This window comes from Paenibacillus sp. FSL M7-1455, assembly GCF_038004655.1.
Lineage (GTDB): Bacteria > Bacillota > Bacilli > Paenibacillales > Paenibacillaceae > Paenibacillus_AQ > Paenibacillus_AQ cookii.
On sequence record NZ_JBBORO010000001.1, the window covers coordinates 2,063,131 to 2,081,000 of the forward strand.

Annotated in this window: 14 protein-coding genes; all 14 read left to right on the top strand. The window is 53.9% G+C overall.

The genetic code is table 11. The features are described from left to right. Positions 1-131: 131 nt before the first annotated feature. The 14 genes from tsf to infB all read left to right on the top strand — a co-directional run bounded on the left by tsf (position 132) and on the right by infB (position 17,859). Positions 132-782: a translation elongation factor Ts gene (gene tsf / locus NYE48_RS09580; protein WP_036706956.1), complete on the top strand. Its 651-nt coding sequence runs from the start codon at positions 132-134 to the stop codon at positions 780-782. A gap of 297 nt (positions 783-1,079) precedes the next feature. Then, complete coding sequence (pyrH, locus tag NYE48_RS09585) at positions 1,080-1,808, top strand: UMP kinase (protein ID WP_036706960.1); 729 nt, start codon at positions 1,080-1,082, stop codon at positions 1,806-1,808. Next, positions 1,808-2,362 carry a ribosome recycling factor gene (gene frr, locus NYE48_RS09590; protein WP_036706962.1) on the top strand — a complete coding sequence of 185 codons (555 nt, stop codon included), beginning with the start codon at positions 1,808-1,810 and terminating at the stop codon, positions 2,360-2,362. Before pyrH ends, frr begins: the two co-directional genes overlap by 1 nt. A gap of 72 nt (positions 2,363-2,434) precedes the next feature. Next, entirely contained in the window at positions 2,435-3,202 is a 768-nt protein-coding gene (locus tag NYE48_RS09595; protein ID WP_036706963.1) for an isoprenyl transferase, read from the top strand. A 23-nt stretch (positions 3,203-3,225) separates the two neighbouring features. Next, entirely contained in the window at positions 3,226-4,026 is an 801-nt protein-coding gene (locus tag NYE48_RS09600) for a phosphatidate cytidylyltransferase (RefSeq protein WP_340998261.1), read from the top strand. Between the two features lie 19 nt (positions 4,027-4,045). Next, positions 4,046-5,185, top strand: a complete 1,140-nt coding sequence (locus tag NYE48_RS09605; protein ID WP_212948949.1) for a 1-deoxy-D-xylulose-5-phosphate reductoisomerase — start codon at positions 4,046-4,048, stop codon at positions 5,183-5,185. Positions 5,186-5,453: 268 nt separating this feature from the next. After that, positions 5,454-6,725 carry an RIP metalloprotease RseP gene (gene rseP / locus NYE48_RS09610; RefSeq protein WP_340998262.1) on the top strand — a complete coding sequence of 424 codons (1,272 nt, stop codon included), beginning with the start codon at positions 5,454-5,456 and terminating at the stop codon, positions 6,723-6,725. A gap of 31 nt (positions 6,726-6,756) precedes the next feature. After that, entirely contained in the window at positions 6,757-8,205 is a 1,449-nt protein-coding gene (gene proS, locus NYE48_RS09615; RefSeq protein WP_340998264.1) for a proline--tRNA ligase, read from the top strand. Positions 8,206-8,373: 168 nt separating this feature from the next. Then, on the top strand, positions 8,374-12,690 hold the full coding sequence (locus NYE48_RS09620; protein ID WP_212948951.1) for a PolC-type DNA polymerase III: 4,317 nt from the start codon (positions 8,374-8,376) through the stop codon (positions 12,688-12,690). 231 nt (positions 12,691-12,921) lie between these two features. Further along, a complete protein-coding gene (gene rimP / locus NYE48_RS09625; protein ID WP_036706972.1) occupies positions 12,922-13,383 on the top strand; it encodes a ribosome maturation factor RimP in 462 nt (153 codons plus the stop codon). Between the two features lie 134 nt (positions 13,384-13,517). Beyond that, the gene (gene nusA / locus NYE48_RS09630) at positions 13,518-14,615 is read left to right on the top strand and encodes a transcription termination factor NusA (RefSeq protein WP_036706975.1); all 1,098 of its coding nucleotides are present in this window, start codon (positions 13,518-13,520) and stop codon (positions 14,613-14,615) included. Positions 14,616-14,650: 35 nt separating this feature from the next. Continuing rightward, positions 14,651-14,959, top strand: coding sequence for an RNase P modulator RnpM (gene rnpM, locus NYE48_RS09635; protein ID WP_036707201.1), 309 nt, complete (start codon positions 14,651-14,653; stop codon positions 14,957-14,959). Then, positions 14,952-15,275 carry a YlxQ family RNA-binding protein gene (locus tag NYE48_RS09640; RefSeq protein WP_036706976.1) on the top strand — a complete coding sequence of 108 codons (324 nt, stop codon included), beginning with the start codon at positions 14,952-14,954 and terminating at the stop codon, positions 15,273-15,275. Before rnpM ends, NYE48_RS09640 begins: the two co-directional genes overlap by 8 nt. Next, on the top strand, positions 15,268-17,859 hold the full coding sequence (infB, locus tag NYE48_RS09645) for a translation initiation factor IF-2 (RefSeq protein ID WP_340998269.1): 2,592 nt from the start codon (positions 15,268-15,270) through the stop codon (positions 17,857-17,859). The genes NYE48_RS09640 and infB overlap by 8 nt, the downstream gene beginning before the upstream one ends. Positions 17,860-17,870: the final 11 nt, after the last annotated feature.

Below are 17,870 nucleotides of genomic sequence, written 5' to 3' on the forward strand. Positions count from 1 at the left end.
GAAAAGGGTGGTTGGTAGGTGTATAACCTCTCACTGCCCTTTTTTTAAGATATAAGGAAGATGGCTTCGGAGAATACTCTTCTTATATCGTCCAAAAAAACAACGAATTAACTTTTGGAGGGAAAAATCCTATGGCAGTAAGTGCTAGTGCGGTAAAAGAGCTTCGTGAAAAAACAGGCGCAGGTATGCTGGATTGCAAAAAAGCGCTGGAAGAAGCAAACGGTGACATTACGAAAGCGGTCGAACTCCTTCGCGAAAAAGGCCTCGCAGCGGCAGCAAACAAAGCGGGCCGCGTAGCGACGGAAGGCGTCGTTGAATCTTACATCCACGGCGGCGGCCGCATCGGCGTCCTCGTCGAAATCAACTGCGAAACCGACTTCGTCGGCAAAACGGATCAATTCAAAGAGTTTGCGCGCGACATCGCTATGCACATCGCGGCTTCCAGCCCGCGTTACGTAGCTCGCGAAGAAGTGCCGGCCGAAGAGATCGAAAAGGAAAAAGAGATCTTGAAAGCCCAAGCCCTGAATGAAGGCAAACCAGAAAAAATCGTTGAAAAAATGGTTGAAGGCCGCATCGGCAAATACTTCGAAGAGTTCTGCCTGTTGGAACAGCCGTTCATTAAAGATCCGGACAAAACCGTCGCTACGCTGCTGAAAGAAAAAATCAGCACGATCGGCGAAAACATCTCGATCCGCCGCTTCGTTCGTTACGAGCTGGGCGAAGGCATGGAGAAAAAAGTGGATAACTTCGTTGAAGAAGTTATGGCGCAAGTTAAAAACTAAGCAAGTAACATGCGCGGTTGACGCGCCTTTGATGAATATTGCGGGATGAAGAGCGGAACACGCCAGTGTTCCCTCTTTTTTCAGAGATCAGAAAAACAACAGCTTTGCGTGGAATGCCGCCTGATCTCGTAAGAAAAACATCCGCTGTCAGGCCGCTACAGCCGGCATCGGAAGTTTTTCTTTTGAGTATGAGCATGACATCAGTTCTGGTAGCTCCGCCCCCGCGGAGCGGGAAGCAAAGTCGGTTTTCTAAACGGGCACCAGACAGGTGCTGTCTTAAAGTGGAGGGTAAACATTTTGAAAGAGCCAATTTTTAAACGAGTTGTCTTGAAAGTCAGCGGGGAATCCCTCGCGGGCCAAAACGGATATGGTATCGATGCGGCGACGATCGCATCCATCGCTGAACAAGTGAAGGAAGTAGTGGAGCTGGGCGTTCAAGTCGCGATCGTTTGCGGCGGCGGGAACATTTGGCGCGGAATCGCCGGCAGTTCCAGCGGCATCGACCGTGCGACGGCGGACTACATGGGCATGCTGGCCACGGTGATGAACTCGCTGGCGCTGCAGGACGCCTTGGAACAGATCGACGTTCCGACGCGCGTGCAAACTTCGATCGCCATGCAGCAGATCGCCGAGCCGTACATTCGCCGCAGAGCGATCCGCCATCTGGAAAAAGGACGCGTCGTCATTTTTGCGGCGGGCACAGGCAACCCGTTCTTCTCGACGGATACGACAGCCGCGCTTCGTGCAGCTGAAATTGAAGCCGAGGTCATTCTGATGGCCAAAAACAAAGTGGACGGCGTCTATTCCGCTGATCCTTTCAAAGACAGCACGGCAGAGAAGTATGAGCAGCTGACGTATTTGGACGTACTGAACAAAAACTTGGGCGTGATGGATTCCACGGCATCTTCCCTCTGCATGGACAACAACATTCCGCTTATCGTATTTGCGATTACCGAGCAAGGAAACATTAAACGGGTCGTTCAAGGCGAAAAAATCGGAACGATCGTTAAAGGGAGTGTAGATTAATGCCTCAAACAGTAAAAAAACATGCGGAAGAACGCATGGAAAAGGCGATCTCCGCTTTGAAAAGAGATTTGGCGACGCTGCGCGCGGGACGCGCCGCTCCGGCCCTTCTGGACCGGGTACAGGTTGAATACTACGGAACGATGACTCCGCTGAACCAGTTGGCCAACATCAACACGCCGGATTCCCGGACGTTGTTGATCCAGCCGTGGGATAAGTCCTCGCTGGCCGACATCGAAAGAGCCATCCTGAAATCCGATCTCGGGCTGACGCCTGCGAACGACGGGAACACGATTCGTTTGGTCATTCCTCCGCTGACGGAAGAACGCCGCATGGAACTGGTGAAAATGACCAAAAAATTCGGCGAAGAAGCGAAGGTGGCCATCCGCAATATCCGCCGCGATGCGAACGACGACATCAAAAAAATGGAAAAAACCGATATATCTGAAGATGAATCCCGCCGTCACCAGGATGACATCCAGAAAACGACGGATAAATTTATCGCGGAAGTCGACAAAGTGCTCGTAGCTAAAGAAAAAGAGATCATGGAAGTATAAGAGACTTTCGGCCCCTCCTTTTATGGTGGGGTTTATGTCTTTTTTTGCAGAAACCCGCATGGAGGAACTAGAATGATCAAACGAGTTCGATCGTGGTGGACACGGGAATCCAAAGTACAGTCGCCGGAACGATCAATAGACAATGTTCCTGAACATGTCGCCATCATCATGGACGGTAACGGACGCTGGGCGAAACGCCAAGGGCTTCCGCGTATCATCGGGCATCAAAACGGGATGAAAGCCGTCAAACGGACGACGATTGCAGCGGATAAGCTGGGGATCAAATATTTGACGCTGTATGCCTTTTCGACGGAAAATTGGAAACGTCCGAAGGACGAGGTTGATTTTCTGATGCGCTTGCCGCAGGAATTCCTGGCCCTCGAGCTGGATGAATTGGTGGAAAAAAACGTGCAGGTCCGGATGATGGGCGACCGCGAAGGACTGCCGTCCTACACCATCAGCGCCATGGAAGAAGCCGTCCGCCGCACCGAAGGCAATGACGGGCTGGTGCTGAACTTCGCGCTCAATTACGGCAGCCGGAAGGAAATTACCGACTGCATGCGCGAATTGGCGCGGAAAATCGAAGCTGGTGCGCTGAATCCGGAAGACATTACGCCGGAATTGGTGGATCGGCATTTGCTTTCCAGCGGGCTGCCCGATCCGGATTTAATCATCCGTACCAGCGGGGAGATGCGGATCAGCAACTTTATGCTCTGGCAAATGGCATATAGCGAAATGTGGTTCACCGATATCTATTGGCCTGATTTCAATGAACATTATTTATACGAAGCTGTTGCCGAGTATTCGCGCAGAACGCGGAGATACGGCGGCTTGACTTAAGCCATATGGAGGATGGATTATCGTTGAAACAACGACTGGTTACCGGAATCATTGCTGGAGTTGTCTTTTTGGGATTATGCCTGATCGGGGGGCTGCCGTACCATCTGATCGTGCTGGCGATGGCCATGATCGGATATTATGAATTCGTGCGCATGACCAAGGTTTCTCCTTTTGGCGGTACGGCATGGCTGGGATATCTGGGCGTGCTTTTGTTCGTTTTTCCGTGGAAACCGCTTGGCATCGATTTTCCGCTGTCATGGGATCACTTCATTTGGCTGCTTTTGTTCCTGTTCATGCTGGTCACGGTCATAACGAAAAATAAAATCGCAATACAACAGGCGGCCATGCTGTTTCTGGGCGCGGTATACATCGGGGTCGGATTTTCCTATATCGCCGGCTCCCGGGGCGCGCCGGACGGGCATGGACTGTTTTGGACGTTCCTGCTGCTCGTTTCGATTTGGGCGAGCGATGCAGGAGCTTATTTCGTCGGGAAATGGATCGGCAAAAACAAGCTTTGGCCGGCCATCAGCCCGAACAAAACGATTGAAGGAGCTCTCGGCGGCGTCGTCATTTCCATGATCGCGGCTGCGGCGTTTTCCCTCTTTTCCGGGGGGATCCTGACGTTCGGACGCGCCGTGGCGATCGGACTGGCCTGCGCCGTGACGGGACAACTGGGCGATCTGATTCAATCCGCTTATAAGCGCGTATACGGCATCAAAGATTCCGGCACTCTGCTGCCGGGGCACGGAGGCATTTTGGACCGCTGCGACAGCTGGATTATCGTCTTTCCGTTCGTACATATCGTGATGCTGATGCCTTATTAAAACGAGAGAAGGTTTCGATATGAAAAAAATTAGCGTGCTCGGCTCCACGGGCTCGATTGGAACGCAGACGCTGGATGTGGCGGCAAAGCATTCGGAGCATTTTCAAATCGAAGGTTTGGCCGCGGGAGGGAACATCGCCCTTCTGCTGGAGCAGGCGCGGCGATTCAAACCGCGGAAAGTTTCGGTGGCTACGCGCGAGCTTGCCGAACAAATCAAAGCCGAGGTTCCGGCCGGCACGGAAGTGTTTTACGGGGACCACGGGCTGATCGAAATCGCCGCCGGGACCGATGCCGATATCGTGGTCACGGCCGTCATGGGGAGCCTGGGGCTCCCTTCGACGCTTGCGGCGATCGAAGCCGGAAAAACGATCGGGCTGGCCAATAAGGAAACGCTGGTGACGGCCGGCCATATCGTGACGGCGCGCGCACGGGAAAAAGGCGTGAAGCTGCTCCCGATCGACAGCGAGCATTCCGCCATTTTCCAATGCTTGAACGGGGAAAACCTCAAGGATTTGGCATCCATTACGCTGACGGCTTCCGGCGGTTCTTTCCGGGACCGGACGCGCGATGAGCTGAAACACGTGACGGTGGAGGATGCGCTTAAGCATCCGAATTGGTCGATGGGGGCCAAAATTACGATCGATTCGGCGACGATGGTCAACAAAGGGCTGGAAGTGATCGAGGCGCACTGGCTGTTTGGCTTGCCCTACGAGCAAATCAACGTGCTTCTGCATCCCGAAAGCATCATCCATTCCTTTGTGGAGTTTCGCGATACCAGCATCATTGCCCAGCTCGGCAATCCGGACATGAGGGTTCCGATCCAGTATGCCCTTACGTACCCGGAGCGGTGGGAATCGCCGTCGCGCCCGCTCTCGCTGGCCGAGGTCGGCAAACTTCAATTCCGCGAAATGGACTTTGAACGCTTCCCTTGTTTAAGACTGGCATATGAATGTGGTAAAATGGGTGGTACAGCCACAACCGCATTTAATGCCGCCAACGAGGTGGCGGTTGCGCGGTTTTTGCGCAAAGAGATTTCATTTTTGCAAATTGAGGATATCATCGAAAGAGTGCTTGATCGGCATCACAACATTCCAGAACCAGAGCTTGCGGAAATCGAAGCGTGCGACAAGCGTACCCGGGAGGCTGCAGCCAAGCTCTGACATTCGGGGAACGCGGGCAAAAACCGCAAGAATCCACTCTTCTCCCTTATCTAAAAAATGGCTCAAAAGTGATTCTCTTGTGCGGGTCCGGAGAATAATGATAATCTATATAGACTGAATCGAGACGAGCCTTAGCAGCGAGGCTGCAGGGCAGAAAGGCCGGAACGGCCGGTTACGGACCATCATTCATTCTATGGGGGGCGGCATGGCTTGCCGGTCCGCGGATTATGAAGCTTCGGTCTCAGACAATAAAGGGGGATGCGACGAATTGGAAATGGTGCAGGTAGTTTTTTTGACGGTGCTCATGTTTTTCGTCATTGTCACCGTGCACGAGTGGGGGCATTATTATTTCGCCAAACGTGCAGGCATACTGGTTCGGGAGTTTGCGATCGGTTTCGGTCCGAAACTGTTTTCTTATAAACGGGGGGAAACCCAATTTACGCTTCGTTTGCTTCCGTTCGGCGGATATGCCCGGATGGCGGGCGAAGATCCGGAGCTCGTGGAGATCCACCCGGGACAAACGGTTGCCGTGCGGGTCAAGGACGGGGAAGTAAAAAAGATTTATCTGGATCAGCTGGATAACCGCAAAAACGTCATCCGCGGCGAAGTGGAGTTCATCGACTTGACCGACAGCCTGAAAATCCGCCTGAACGTGGATGGAGAAATCCAGCAATATCCGGTCCATCCGCAGACGATGCTCGTCGCCAAGTCCCAGGAAACGCAAATCGCCCCAAGGGACCGGCAGTTCGCGAGCAAAACGGTCGGGCAGCGGGCGATGTCCATCTTTGCCGGACCGCTGATGAACTTTATCCTGGCTTTTATCTTGTTCGGAGTCCATCTTCAAATGGCGGGCATTCCGGTCGAAAATCCGACGTACATCGTGATCGGGGACGTTTCGAAGGGAATGCCGGCGGATGAAGCCCATTTGAAAAAAGGCGACATCGTCGAAACGATCGACGGCGTCAGCATCGGCACGGATTATGAGAAGATGATCGATATGACGGCCAAGTCCGAGGGCAAGCCGATGAAGTGGACCATCCGCCGCGGCGACGAGGTGTTCAATGTGACGCTGACCCCTCGGGCGATGGAAGGGCAAGAGGGCGGAAAAATCGGCATCACGCCCGCACTCCCTACGCGCAAGGCCGGCATCGGAGAGACTTTTACCGGAGCAGGTTCCGCCATGGTTAATGGGACCAAAATCATTTTCCAGGGTTTCGGCAAGTTGATCAAACAGTTCAATATGAACGATATCAGCGGACCGGTAGGGACCTTTGAGATAACGGGCCAGATTGCCAAGCAAGGAATCGCCCAGCTCACGCAATGGGCTGCGATATTGAGTTTGTATCTGGGGATTTTCAACCTGCTGCCGATTCCGGCCATGGACGGAAGCCGTCTCGTGTTTCTTGGCGTGGAAGCCGTCCGCGGGAAGCCGATCGATCCGAGCCGGGAAGGCATGGTGCATTTCGTCGGATTTGCGATGCTGTTCCTGTTAATGATTGTTGTAACTTATAATGACATCTTGCGTTTAATCAACGGATAATTGACGATACATTGGGAGGAAGTCCATTTTTATGTCAAACGATAAACAATTTGTGACCGAGATAACGCCGCAGGGGGAAGACTTCTCGCGCTGGTACATCGACGTGATTAAAAAAGCGGATCTTATGGATTACTCGCCTGTGCGCGGATGCATCGTGTTCCGCCCGGACGGTTACGAAATTTGGGAGCATATCCAACAAGAGATGGACCGGCGTTTCAAAGAAACGGGCCACCGCAACGCCTATTTCCCGCTGTTCATTCCGGAGAGCTTTTTCCAAAAAGAAAAAGAGCATGTCGAGGGTTTTAACCCGGAGCTGCCTTGGGTAACCGAAGCCGGCGGCGACAAGCTCGAGGAGCGGCTGGCGATCCGCCCGACCTCCGAAACGATGTTTGGCCACATGTATTCGAAATGGATTCAATCCTATCGCGACCTGCCCGTGCTGATCAACCAGTGGGCCAACGTGGTCAGATGGGAAAAACGCACGCTGCCTTTCTTGCGCACGAGCGAGTTTTTGTGGCAGGAAGGCCATACCGCCCATGAGACGGAAGAAGAAGCGCGCGAGGAAACGATGAAAATGCTCGAAGTATACCGCAGCTTCGTGGAGGAATTTTTGGCGATTCCGGTCATCACCGGCCAAAAAACGCCGTCCGAGAAATTTGCGGGCGCGGTCGATACGTTCTCCATCGAAGCGATGATGAAGGACGGACGCGCCGTGCAGGCGGGAACGTCGCATTATCTTGGAACGAACTTCGCGGTTGCTTTCGATATTCAATATTTGAGCCGCGAAAACAAACAGGAATACGTACACACCACTTCTTGGGGGACGAGCACGCGCCTGATCGGTTCGATGATCATGGTGCACGGGGATGACCGGGGACTTGCGCTGCCGCCGAAAGTGGCTCCGACCCAGGTCATCATGATTCCGATCGGCCCGCCGAAAACGTGGGACGCCGTCGTGGGACGCACGGACGAGCTGTTCGCCGAGTTGAAGAAAGCCGGCATTCGCGTGCGTGTCGATGACCGCAACGACGTTCGCCCGGGCTGGAAATTCAACGAGTATGAAATGCGCGGGGTGCCGGTGCGGCTCGAAATCGGTCCGCGCGACATGGAAAACGGCGTCTGCGTGCTTGTGTCGCGGATTAGCGGCGAGAAAAAAGTAGTTCAGCAGGCCAACCTCGTGGAAGAGGTTCAAGCGATGCTGGATCAGGTGCAACGCGAAATGTTCGAACGCGCCAAGCAGTTCATGGACGACCATTTTTATTCCGTGAACACGCTGGATGAAATGAAGGCGAGCATGGAAGAAAAACGCGGGTTTACGCTGGCCGGCTGGTGCGGATCGGAAGCATGCGAAAGCAAGGTGAAGGAAGAAACCGGCGCGACAAGCCGGAACATTCCGTTTAACCCTTCCGAAGAAAAGCATGCTTGCCTCGTTTGCGGACAACCGGCCAAACATACGGTCGTTTTTGCCAGAGCTTATTAAGCCGGTGTCATGTGCTTTGCCGCCCGAGCCGGCGGCGGAGCGGTTGTTTCAGGAATAGACGTTGAGGAGCTTCTGCCCAGAAATAGGTCCGGTGTTCGCGAACCCGGTTGATATGACTGGTTTCAGAAGCTTTTCATTTTTAGCAGTGGAGCAAGGGGGAAGAGAGCATTGGACAAGACTGGCGAAAAAAGAAAACGGTTCGAGCTTCTGATGAAGCAGGGCGAAATCCCCCCCGGATTGGTCGACCCTTATTTTTTGGACGGTTATATCGAGCAGGTCGAAACGAGCCGAAGCAATAAGGAATGGATCATCACGATCGTCAAGGAAACGCTTGTGCCTGCGGAGGTATACCGTAACTTTTGCCTGAAGCTTAGGGAAAAAATGCAGCATATCGCCAAAATCACGTTTATCTTCAAATACGGTCCTGCAGTTGGTCACGGGGAAATCGTCGATACGTATTGGAATCTGTTCTTGGAATGGGTTCACAGGGAAATTCCGTCGGTCAACGGATGGATGGCGAGAGCCGGGCATGAGCTGGACGGGGACATGCTCCTCGTAACGATGTCGGATTCCACTTCGCTTGAACTGGCGCGCAAAAAACAGATCGACCAGGCCATCATCCGTTTTTATCAGCAATATTTTGCGCTCCCGCTCAGGGTAAAGGTTCAGGTCGGGGAAACGAACCGGGAGGCGTACGAAGAATTCGAGCAGAAAAAGCGGGCCGAAGAGCTTGAAGTCATCCAGAAGATGATCACGAGCATGGAAGCCGAAGCGCGCGAGATCGAAGACGACGGAGAAGAAGTCCGCCTGCAGGTCGGTTACGACATCAAGGAGCAGCCTGTGCCGATCCAGGAGATTCAGGACGAGGAGAAGAAGATTACGATCCAGGGAACCATCTTCGGCCTGGACAGCAAGGAGCTCCGCAACGGCAGCACGCTGTTTATGTTCAACCTGACGGACTTTACCGATTCGCTGCAGATGAAAATGTTTGCGAAAACCAAAGAGGACTTGAAGGTTTTGAGCCTGTTGGCCAACGGCAAATGGGTGAAAGCGCGCGGACGGGTGGAATACGACCGGTTCATGCAGGTGCCCGAGCTGGTGATGATCCCTTCCGATTTGGTCGAGGTCCAAGCACCTCCCGCACGGAAGGATACCGCTTCCGAAAAACGCGTAGAGTTTCACCTGCATTCGACCATGAGCACGATGGATGCCGTGACGCCCGTCGACCAATATATCAAAACGGCGGCCAAATGGGGGCATAAGGCGATCGCGATTACCGACCATGGCGGCGTGCAAAGCTTTCCGGACGCGGCCAAGGCGGCGAAAAAGAACGGCATCAAAATGATTTACGGCGTCGAAGCCAACGTGGTCAACGATTCCGTTCCCGTCGTCATGCAGCCGAAACCGATCGAGCTGAAGTCCGCGACGTACGTCGTATTCGATATCGAGACCACCGGTCTGTCGATCACGAACAGCAAGATTACCGAGCTTGCCGCGGTCAAAATGCATGAAGGCAAAGAAATCGGCCGGTACGCGACGTTCGTCAACCCGCACGAAAAAATTCCGTACCATATCCAGCAGCTCACGAACATTACGGATGAAATGGTTAAAGATGCGCCCGACCTGGAGCCCGTCCTGAAGGAATTCGTCGAATTCGTCGGCGACGCGGTCCTGGTTGCGCATAATGCCCGATTCGACGTGGGTTTCATCCAGGCTTCGTTAAAAGAATACGGCATGCCGCCGCTGGACAATCCGGCGCTCGATACGCTGGAGCTTGCCCGCTTGCTGCATCCGGGAATGAAAAACCACCGGTTGAACACGCTCGCGGATAAATACAAGGTGCTCCTCGAAAGCCATCACCGGGCGATTGACGATACGGTGGCGCTGGCCGGCATTTTGAACGGATTGTTGGCCGATGCGGAAAAAATCAAAGGACTGACGATGCTCGACCGGCTGAACGATTACGTCGGCAAGGATCTGTCCAATACCCGTCCGTTCCACTGCGGCATTTATGCGCTGAACCCGACCGGCAAAAAAAATCTGTTTAAGCTGATTTCGTTGTCGCATACCGAATATTTCATGCGGGTTCCATGCATTCCGAGATCCAAGCTCGTCGAGCTGCGGGAAGGGCTGCTTGTCATCTCCGGCTGCGAAAAAGGCGAATTTTTCGAGACGGTGCTGAACAAGACGGTCGAAGAAGCGATGGAAGTGGCGGAATTTTACGACGTGCTGGAAATTCAGCCGCTGACGATGTACATGCACCTGGTCGACAAAGGGCTGGTCGGAAGTCCGGCCGAGCTGAAGGCGGCGATCAAGACGATTTGCGATATCGGCGAAAAACTGAACAAACCGGTTATCGCCACAGGCAACGTGCATTATCTCGATCCGCGCGACAAGCTGTTCCGCGACATTACGATCCACGGCATCACGGGGTTCAGTCCGCTGAAGGATATCCGCAAGCCGGACGCGCACCTGCGCACGACGGATGAAATGCTGGAAGAATTCGAGTTTCTGGGCAAAGACAAGGCCTTTGAGGTCGTCGTAAAAAACACCAACGAATTGGCCGACCGGTTCGAAGAAATCGAGCTGTTCCCGGACAAGCTCTTTACGCCGATCATCGAAGGCGCGGACGAGGAGATCCGGAATACCTGCTACGAAACGGCCCGGTCGATTTACGGGGACGACCTGCCGGAAGTCGTCGTGGCCCGGCTGGAGAAAGAGCTCGAGCCGATCATCAAATACGGCTTTTCCGCCAACTACTTGATCTCCGAACGGCTCGTGAAAAAATCGAACCGGGACGGATATCTGGTCGGCTCGCGGGGTTCCGTCGGTTCCTCCGTCGTCGCCACGTTCCTCGGCATTTCGGAGGTAAATCCGCTCCCTGCCCATTATATTTGCCGGAACGAAGCCTGCAAATACAGCGAATGGTTCCTGGACGGCAGCGTGCCGAGCGGCTTCGACCTTCCGGACAAGGAATGCCCGAAATGCGGGCAGATGCTGAAGGGCGAAGGGCAGGACATTCCGTTCGAAACCTTCCTTGGCTTCAAAGGCGACAAGGTTCCCGATATCGACTTGAACTTTTCCGGCGAATACCAGCCGCATGCGCATAACTACACGAAGGAAATTTTCGGCGAAAAATGCGTGTTTCGGGCAGGAACGATCGGTACCGTCGCGGAGAAAACGGCGTTCGGCTACGCGAAAAAATACGAGGAAGACCATCATAAAAGCTGGCGCGGCGCCGAGCTGAGCCGCCTTGCGGCCGGCTGTACCGGCGTGAAGCGCAGCACCGGCCAGCACCCCGGCGGGATCGTCGTCGTTCCGGATTACATGGAAGTTGAGGATATAACTCCGGTCCAATATCCGGCGGACGATACGAGCGCGGAATGGAAAACGACCCACTTCGATTACCACGCTTTTGACGCGAACCTGCTGAAGCTCGATATTCTGGGGCACGACGATCCGACCATGATGAGGATGCTGCAGGATTTGACGGGGGTCGATCCGACCACCATCCCGATGAATGATCCGAAGGTCATGAGCATGTTCAACTCGACCGAAGCGCTCGGCGTCACGCCGGAACAGATCCGGACGCCGGTGGCCACGTACGGCGTGCCTGAAATGGGTACGAAGTTCGTCCGCCAGATGCTGATCGAATCGAAGCCTTCGTCGTTTGCGGACTTGCTGCAAATTTCGGGTCTGTCCCACGGGACGGGCGTATGGCTCGGAAACGCCCAGGAGCTGATCAAAAACGGCACCTGCAACATCAAAACGGTAATCGGCTGCCGCGACGATATCATGCTCTACTTGATCTACAAAGCCGGCATGGACGCCAGCCTCGCCTTTAAAATTACGGAAAGCGTCCGTAAGGGCAAAGGGTTGACGCCGGAATGGATCGAGGAAATGAAACGGTGCAAAGTGCCGCAATGGTACATCGATTCATGCCTCAAAATCCAGTACATGTTCCCGAAGGCACACGCGGCCGCATATGTTATTTCAGCGGTCCGGACCGCGTATTTCAAACTGTATTATCCGATCGAATATTACGCCACGTATTTTTCGGTCCGTGCCGAGGATTTCGACATCGAGCTTTGCTGCCAAGGTTACGAGGCGATTTACCGCCAAATCGAAGAAATCGAGCAAAAAGGCTTCCAGGCTACGACCAAAGAGAAAAGCATGCTTCCGGTGCTTGAAATGGCGCTCGAGATGACCGCGCGCGGATTCACCTTCAAAAACCTGGATCTGTACCGCTCGGAAGCCACGCGGTTTATCGTGGACGGAGATTCCTTGATCCCGCCGTTTTCGGCGATGCAGGGGATCGGGGAAAACGCGGCGCGAAACATCGCCGCCGCCCGCGAGCAGGGCGAGTTTCTGTCGATCGAAGACTTCCAGCAGAAGTCGAAGGCAAGTAAATCCATTATCGAGCTGCTGACCCAGATGGGCTGCTTCCGCGGCCTGCCGGAAAGCAACCAGCTCTCGTTGTTCTAAAGCCTCAAACCGATATATCCGTTTTTTTATCCGCCCTTGACAAGACTTGACGAGGACGCGCACCCCTTGCTGCGACTGGAAGCAGTCAAGGAGCGATACTTGTCAGTGTTGCCAGACTATGTTATAATTTTTTTGGCAATCATGGAGATAAAACCGTTGTTTAAAGAGTGGGGCGACCCACTCTTTACTCTTTGGTATATAGGATATTGAAAGTCTTGGAGGTAATAATCTTTGAGCACACCGAAGATCAAGGGAATTGTAGAAGAAATGGTCCAGCCTTACCTGGATGAGCATAACTTTGAGCTTGTTGACGTGGAATACGTGAAGGAAGGCAGCAATTACTTCCTGCGCGTCTATGTCGACAAGGAAGGCGGCATTGACATCGATGACTGCGGCATGATCAGCGAATACCTGAGCCAGAAGCTGGATGAGAACGATCCGATTCCCACCGCGTATTTTCTGGAGGTATCCTCCCCTGGCGCCGAGCGTCCGCTGAAAAAAAGCGAAGACGTGGCTAAAGCCGTCGGCAAAGATGTTTTTGTGACCGTGTACGAGGCGGTGGACGGCCAGAAGGAATTCGAAGGCCGGCTTCTTTCGTTCGAGAACGACGAGCTTGTCATCTCCGCGGGAAAGAAGCAGCACACCATCCCGTACGCAAAAGTTGCCAGCGCCAGACTGGCCATTATTTTTTAAAGTCCAGGAATGGACACCGCTTACTCGAACGCGGATTCCTGGGTTTTACGTCGCGAAACGCAAACTTCACCTGTCATAGACGGCGAAGCCGTTTACGCTTGGGTGCATGTAATGAAAGGGGGAACTGATTTCCAATGAGTATGGATTTTATCGAAGCAATGAATGAACTGGAAAGAGAAAAGGGAATCAGCAAGGATATTCTGTTTGAAGCGATTGAAGCCGCGCTGATCTCCAGCTACAAACGCAATTTTAACACCGCGCAGAACGTGCGCGTGGATATGAACCGCAATTCGGGCGTCATCAAGGTGTATGCCCGCAAGCTCGTCGTGGAAGAGGTGCTGGATCCGCGCACCGAAATTTCCCTGCCGGCGGCTAGGGAGATCAACCCGCATTTCCAAATCGACGATATCGCGGAAATCGAGGTTACGCCTCGCGATTTCGGCCGCATCGCCGCGCAAACGGCGAAGCAGGTCGTCACCCAGCGCATCCGCGAAGCGGAGCGCGGCTTGATTTACAACGCGTTTGTGGATAAAGAAGAGGATATCGTGACCGGTACGGTGCAGCGCCAGGATCTCCGCAACTTCTATGTGGATCTGGGCAAAATCGAAGCGGTGCTTCCGCTCAGCGAGTTGATGCCGAACGAAAAGTTCAAGCACGGCGACCGGATCAAGGCATACATCACCAAAGTGGAAAACACGACCAAGGGGCCGCAAATCATGTTGTCCCGTACGCATCCGGGTCTCCTCAAGCGCTTGTTCGAGCTCGAAGTGCCCGAAATTTTCGACGGCGTGGTCGAAATCCGCTCCGTGGCCCGGGAAGCCGGCTTCCGTTCCAAGATCGCGGTCTACTCCCGCAACCCGGAAGTCGATCCGGTCGGCTCCTGCGTCGGGCCTAAAGGCCTCCGCGTGCAGACCATTGTCAATGAGCTGCGCGGGGAGAAAATCGACATCGTTCGCTATTCCGAACAGGTTGAGGAATATGTGGCTAACGCGCTTAGCCCATCGAAGGTTCTGGAAGTGATCGTGTTCGAGGAAGAGAAGATGGCACGCGTCATCGTGCCTGACTACCAGCTTTCCCTGGCGATCGGCATCAAGGGCCAAAACGCCCGTTTGGCCGCCAAGCTGACAGGCTGGAAAATCGACATCAAGAGCGAAAGTCAGGCGGAACAGGAATTCGGCAGACCGAAAACTTCTTCGGTCGAAATGCATCAGGATTCCGTCTCCGTCGATTGACCGCAGAACGACATTGACGGGGGGGCTGCGCCATGATCAAGCAAAGAAAAGTGCCGCTGCGCAAATGCGTGGCGTGCCAGGAAATGATGCCGAAAAAAGAACTGATCCGCATTGTGAAGACTCCCGACGACGAGGTGCTGATCGACCTGACCGGCAAGAAGTCGGGGCGAGGGGCCTACCTTTGCGGTAAAGTTTCCTGCTTCAAGCTGGCACAAAAAAACAAGTCGCTGGACCGTGCCCTGAAGCACCACGTCAAGCCGGAAATATACGAGCAGCTTGCCGAAGATTTCATTTCGGTGGAGGACGAGTTTCTGGCGGTCAAGGAAAGCACGGCCGATGAATAAATTTTTCTCCCGACTCGGTCTTGCCATGCGTGCGGGGAAGATGCTGACAGGCGACGAGATTGTGCTGAAAGCGATACGTTCTTCGGAAGCAAAGCTAGTTATCCTTGCGGGAGACGCCTCAGCAAATACACAGAAAAAGTTCCGCGACAAATGCGGAACGTACAACATCCCTCTGGTGATCGGATTTGACCGCGAAAGTTTGGGCGCAAGCATCGGGAAACCCGAAAGAGTTGTGCTCGCAATTACGGATCAAGGATTCGCAGAAATGATCTCCAAAAGCTTGGAGATAATGTCGGAGGTGGAGTATATTGAGTAAACAAGACAGTAAAGACAAACTGCGTGTATACGAATATGCAAAATCATTAAATATGAGCAGCAAAGAAATTATAACCATTTTAAAGCGGCTGAACATTCCCGTTAACAACCATATGAGCGTAATGGAGAATGATTCGGTCGCAAAAGTGGAACAATTTTTTCGAGATATCAAATCGAATGCCGCTGCGAAAAGAGAAAGCGGGGAAACTCTTACGACAGTTAATACTTCTTCCATAAAAAACGACAATCGGGCAGAGAAAAATCAGGGGGGCCGGCCGGCAGGCCAGGGCCAATCCCAAAAACAACAGGAAAAGCAGGTAAGTATGAATAATAAATCAAATCAAACCACTCAAAACGGTTCCCAGCGAACCCAAGGCGGGCAGGATTCCCGTCAAGGCCACTCGAATCAGGGAGGCCAGAATAACGGCAGAACGCAAGGACAACATAACGGAGGCGGACGCAGCCAGGGTACAGGCAACCGCAGTCAAGGTTCTTCCCAAGGCGGACGCAATCAAAGCGCAGGCCAGGGAGGCAACCGGAGCCAAGGCGGCGGCCAGCAATCCGGCGGCCAACGCCAGAACCAAAACCAAAACCAAAACCAAAACCGTCCGCAGCAAACGAATCCGCGCCCAACCCAAGAGCGTGGAAATACGGATGACAACTTCTCGAAAAACGACAACCGCGGAGCGGGCCGTACCCAGAATCGCGGCAAAGGCGGAAACAAACGGTTTGAAGACGGAAAATCCGGCTTTAACCGGGGCAACAACCGCGGCGGAAAGAACAACAAGGGAAGATATCAGAACCAGCCGCCGCGCGAGAAAATCGACAACACGCCGAAAAAAATCATCGTCCGCGGCACGATGACGGTTGGCGAAACGGCCAAACTGCTTCATAAGGACGCGTCCGAGGTCATCAAAAAGCTGATGCTTATGGGCGTCATGGCGGCCATTAACCAAGAACTCGACATCGACACGATTCTACTGCTCGCCGGCGAGTTCGGCGTAGAGGTTGAAGTGAAGATCGTCGTCGAGGATGACCGTTTCGAGACGATTGAGGAGAATGACGATCCTGCGGATCTGAGAACCCGTCCGCCGGTCGTGACGATCATGGGGCACGTTGACCACGGTAAAACGACGTTGCTCGACGCCATCCGTTCCACGAACGTTACCGGCGGCGAAGCAGGGGGCATCACGCAGCATATCGGTGCCTACCAGGTGGAGATCAACAACAAAAAAATCACGTTCCTGGATACCCCGGGCCACGAAGCCTTTACGGCCATGCGGGCACGCGGCGCCCAAATCACGGATATCACGATTATCGTGGTGGCAGCCGACGACGGCGTCATGCCGCAAACCGTCGAAGCCATCAACCACGCCAAAGCGGCCGAACTGCCGATTATCGTAGCCGTGAACAAAATCGACAAACCGTCGGCAAACCCGGACAAAGTGAAACAAGAGCTGACCGAATACGGTCTTGTGCCGGAAGAATGGGGCGGAGACACGATTTTCGTCAACGTTTCGGCGAAGCAAAAAATCGGCCTGGAAGATCTTCTCGAAATGATCCTCCTGGTAGCCGAAGTCAACGAATACAAAGCGAATCCGGACAAACGCGCGCGCGGTGCCGTCATCGAGGCCGAGCTGGATAAAGGCCGCGGTCCCGTAGCCCGCATCTTGGTTCAGCACGGCACGCTGAAGATCGGGGACGCTTTCGTAGCGGGCAACTGCTTCGGACGCGTTCGGGCGATGGTGAACGACAAAGGCCGCCGTCTGAAGGAAGCCGGTCCATCCACGCCGGTCGAAATTACCGGCCTGACCGAAGTTCCGCAAGCCGGCGATCCGTTCATGGTCTTCGAGGACGAGCGGAAAGCACGCTCCATCGCCGAAAAACGCGCGATCACCCAGCGCCAGTCGGATCTCGGCAGCAACGTGCGCGTGACGCTCGACGATTTGTTCCAGCACATTAAAGACGGCGAAATCAAAGACCTGAACGTCATCATCAAGGGCGACGTGCAGGGTTCGGTCGAGGCTCTGAAAGGCTCCTTGGCGAAAATCGAAGTGGAAGGCGTACGCGTGAAAATCATTCACAGCGGCGTGGGCGCCATTACCGAATCGGACATTATTCTGGCGGCCGCCTCGAACGCGATCGTGATCGGCTTCAACGTTCGTCCGGATCCTCAAGCGGGCGCGACGGCAGAGCAGGAGAAGGTCGACATTCGTTTGCACCGCGTCATCTACAACGTCATCGAAGAAATCGAGCAAGCCATGAAGGGCATGCTTGATCCGGAATATAAAGAAGTGGTCGTCGGCCATGCCGAGGTCCGCAACCTGTTTAAAATCAGCAAAGTCGGCACGATCGCCGGCTGCATGGTTACCCAGGGCAAAATCGTCCGCAACGCGGAAGTGCGCCTGATCCGCGAAGGCATCGTCGTTCACGAAGGCAAGATCGATACGCTCAAGCGCTTCAAGGACGATGCCAAGGAAGTAAATCAGGGGTATGAATGCGGAATTACCCTTCAGGGCTATAATGACCTTAAAGAAGGAGACGTCATCGAAGCATTCGTCATGGAGGCTGTCGAGCGCAAGTAGGTAAAGAGGTG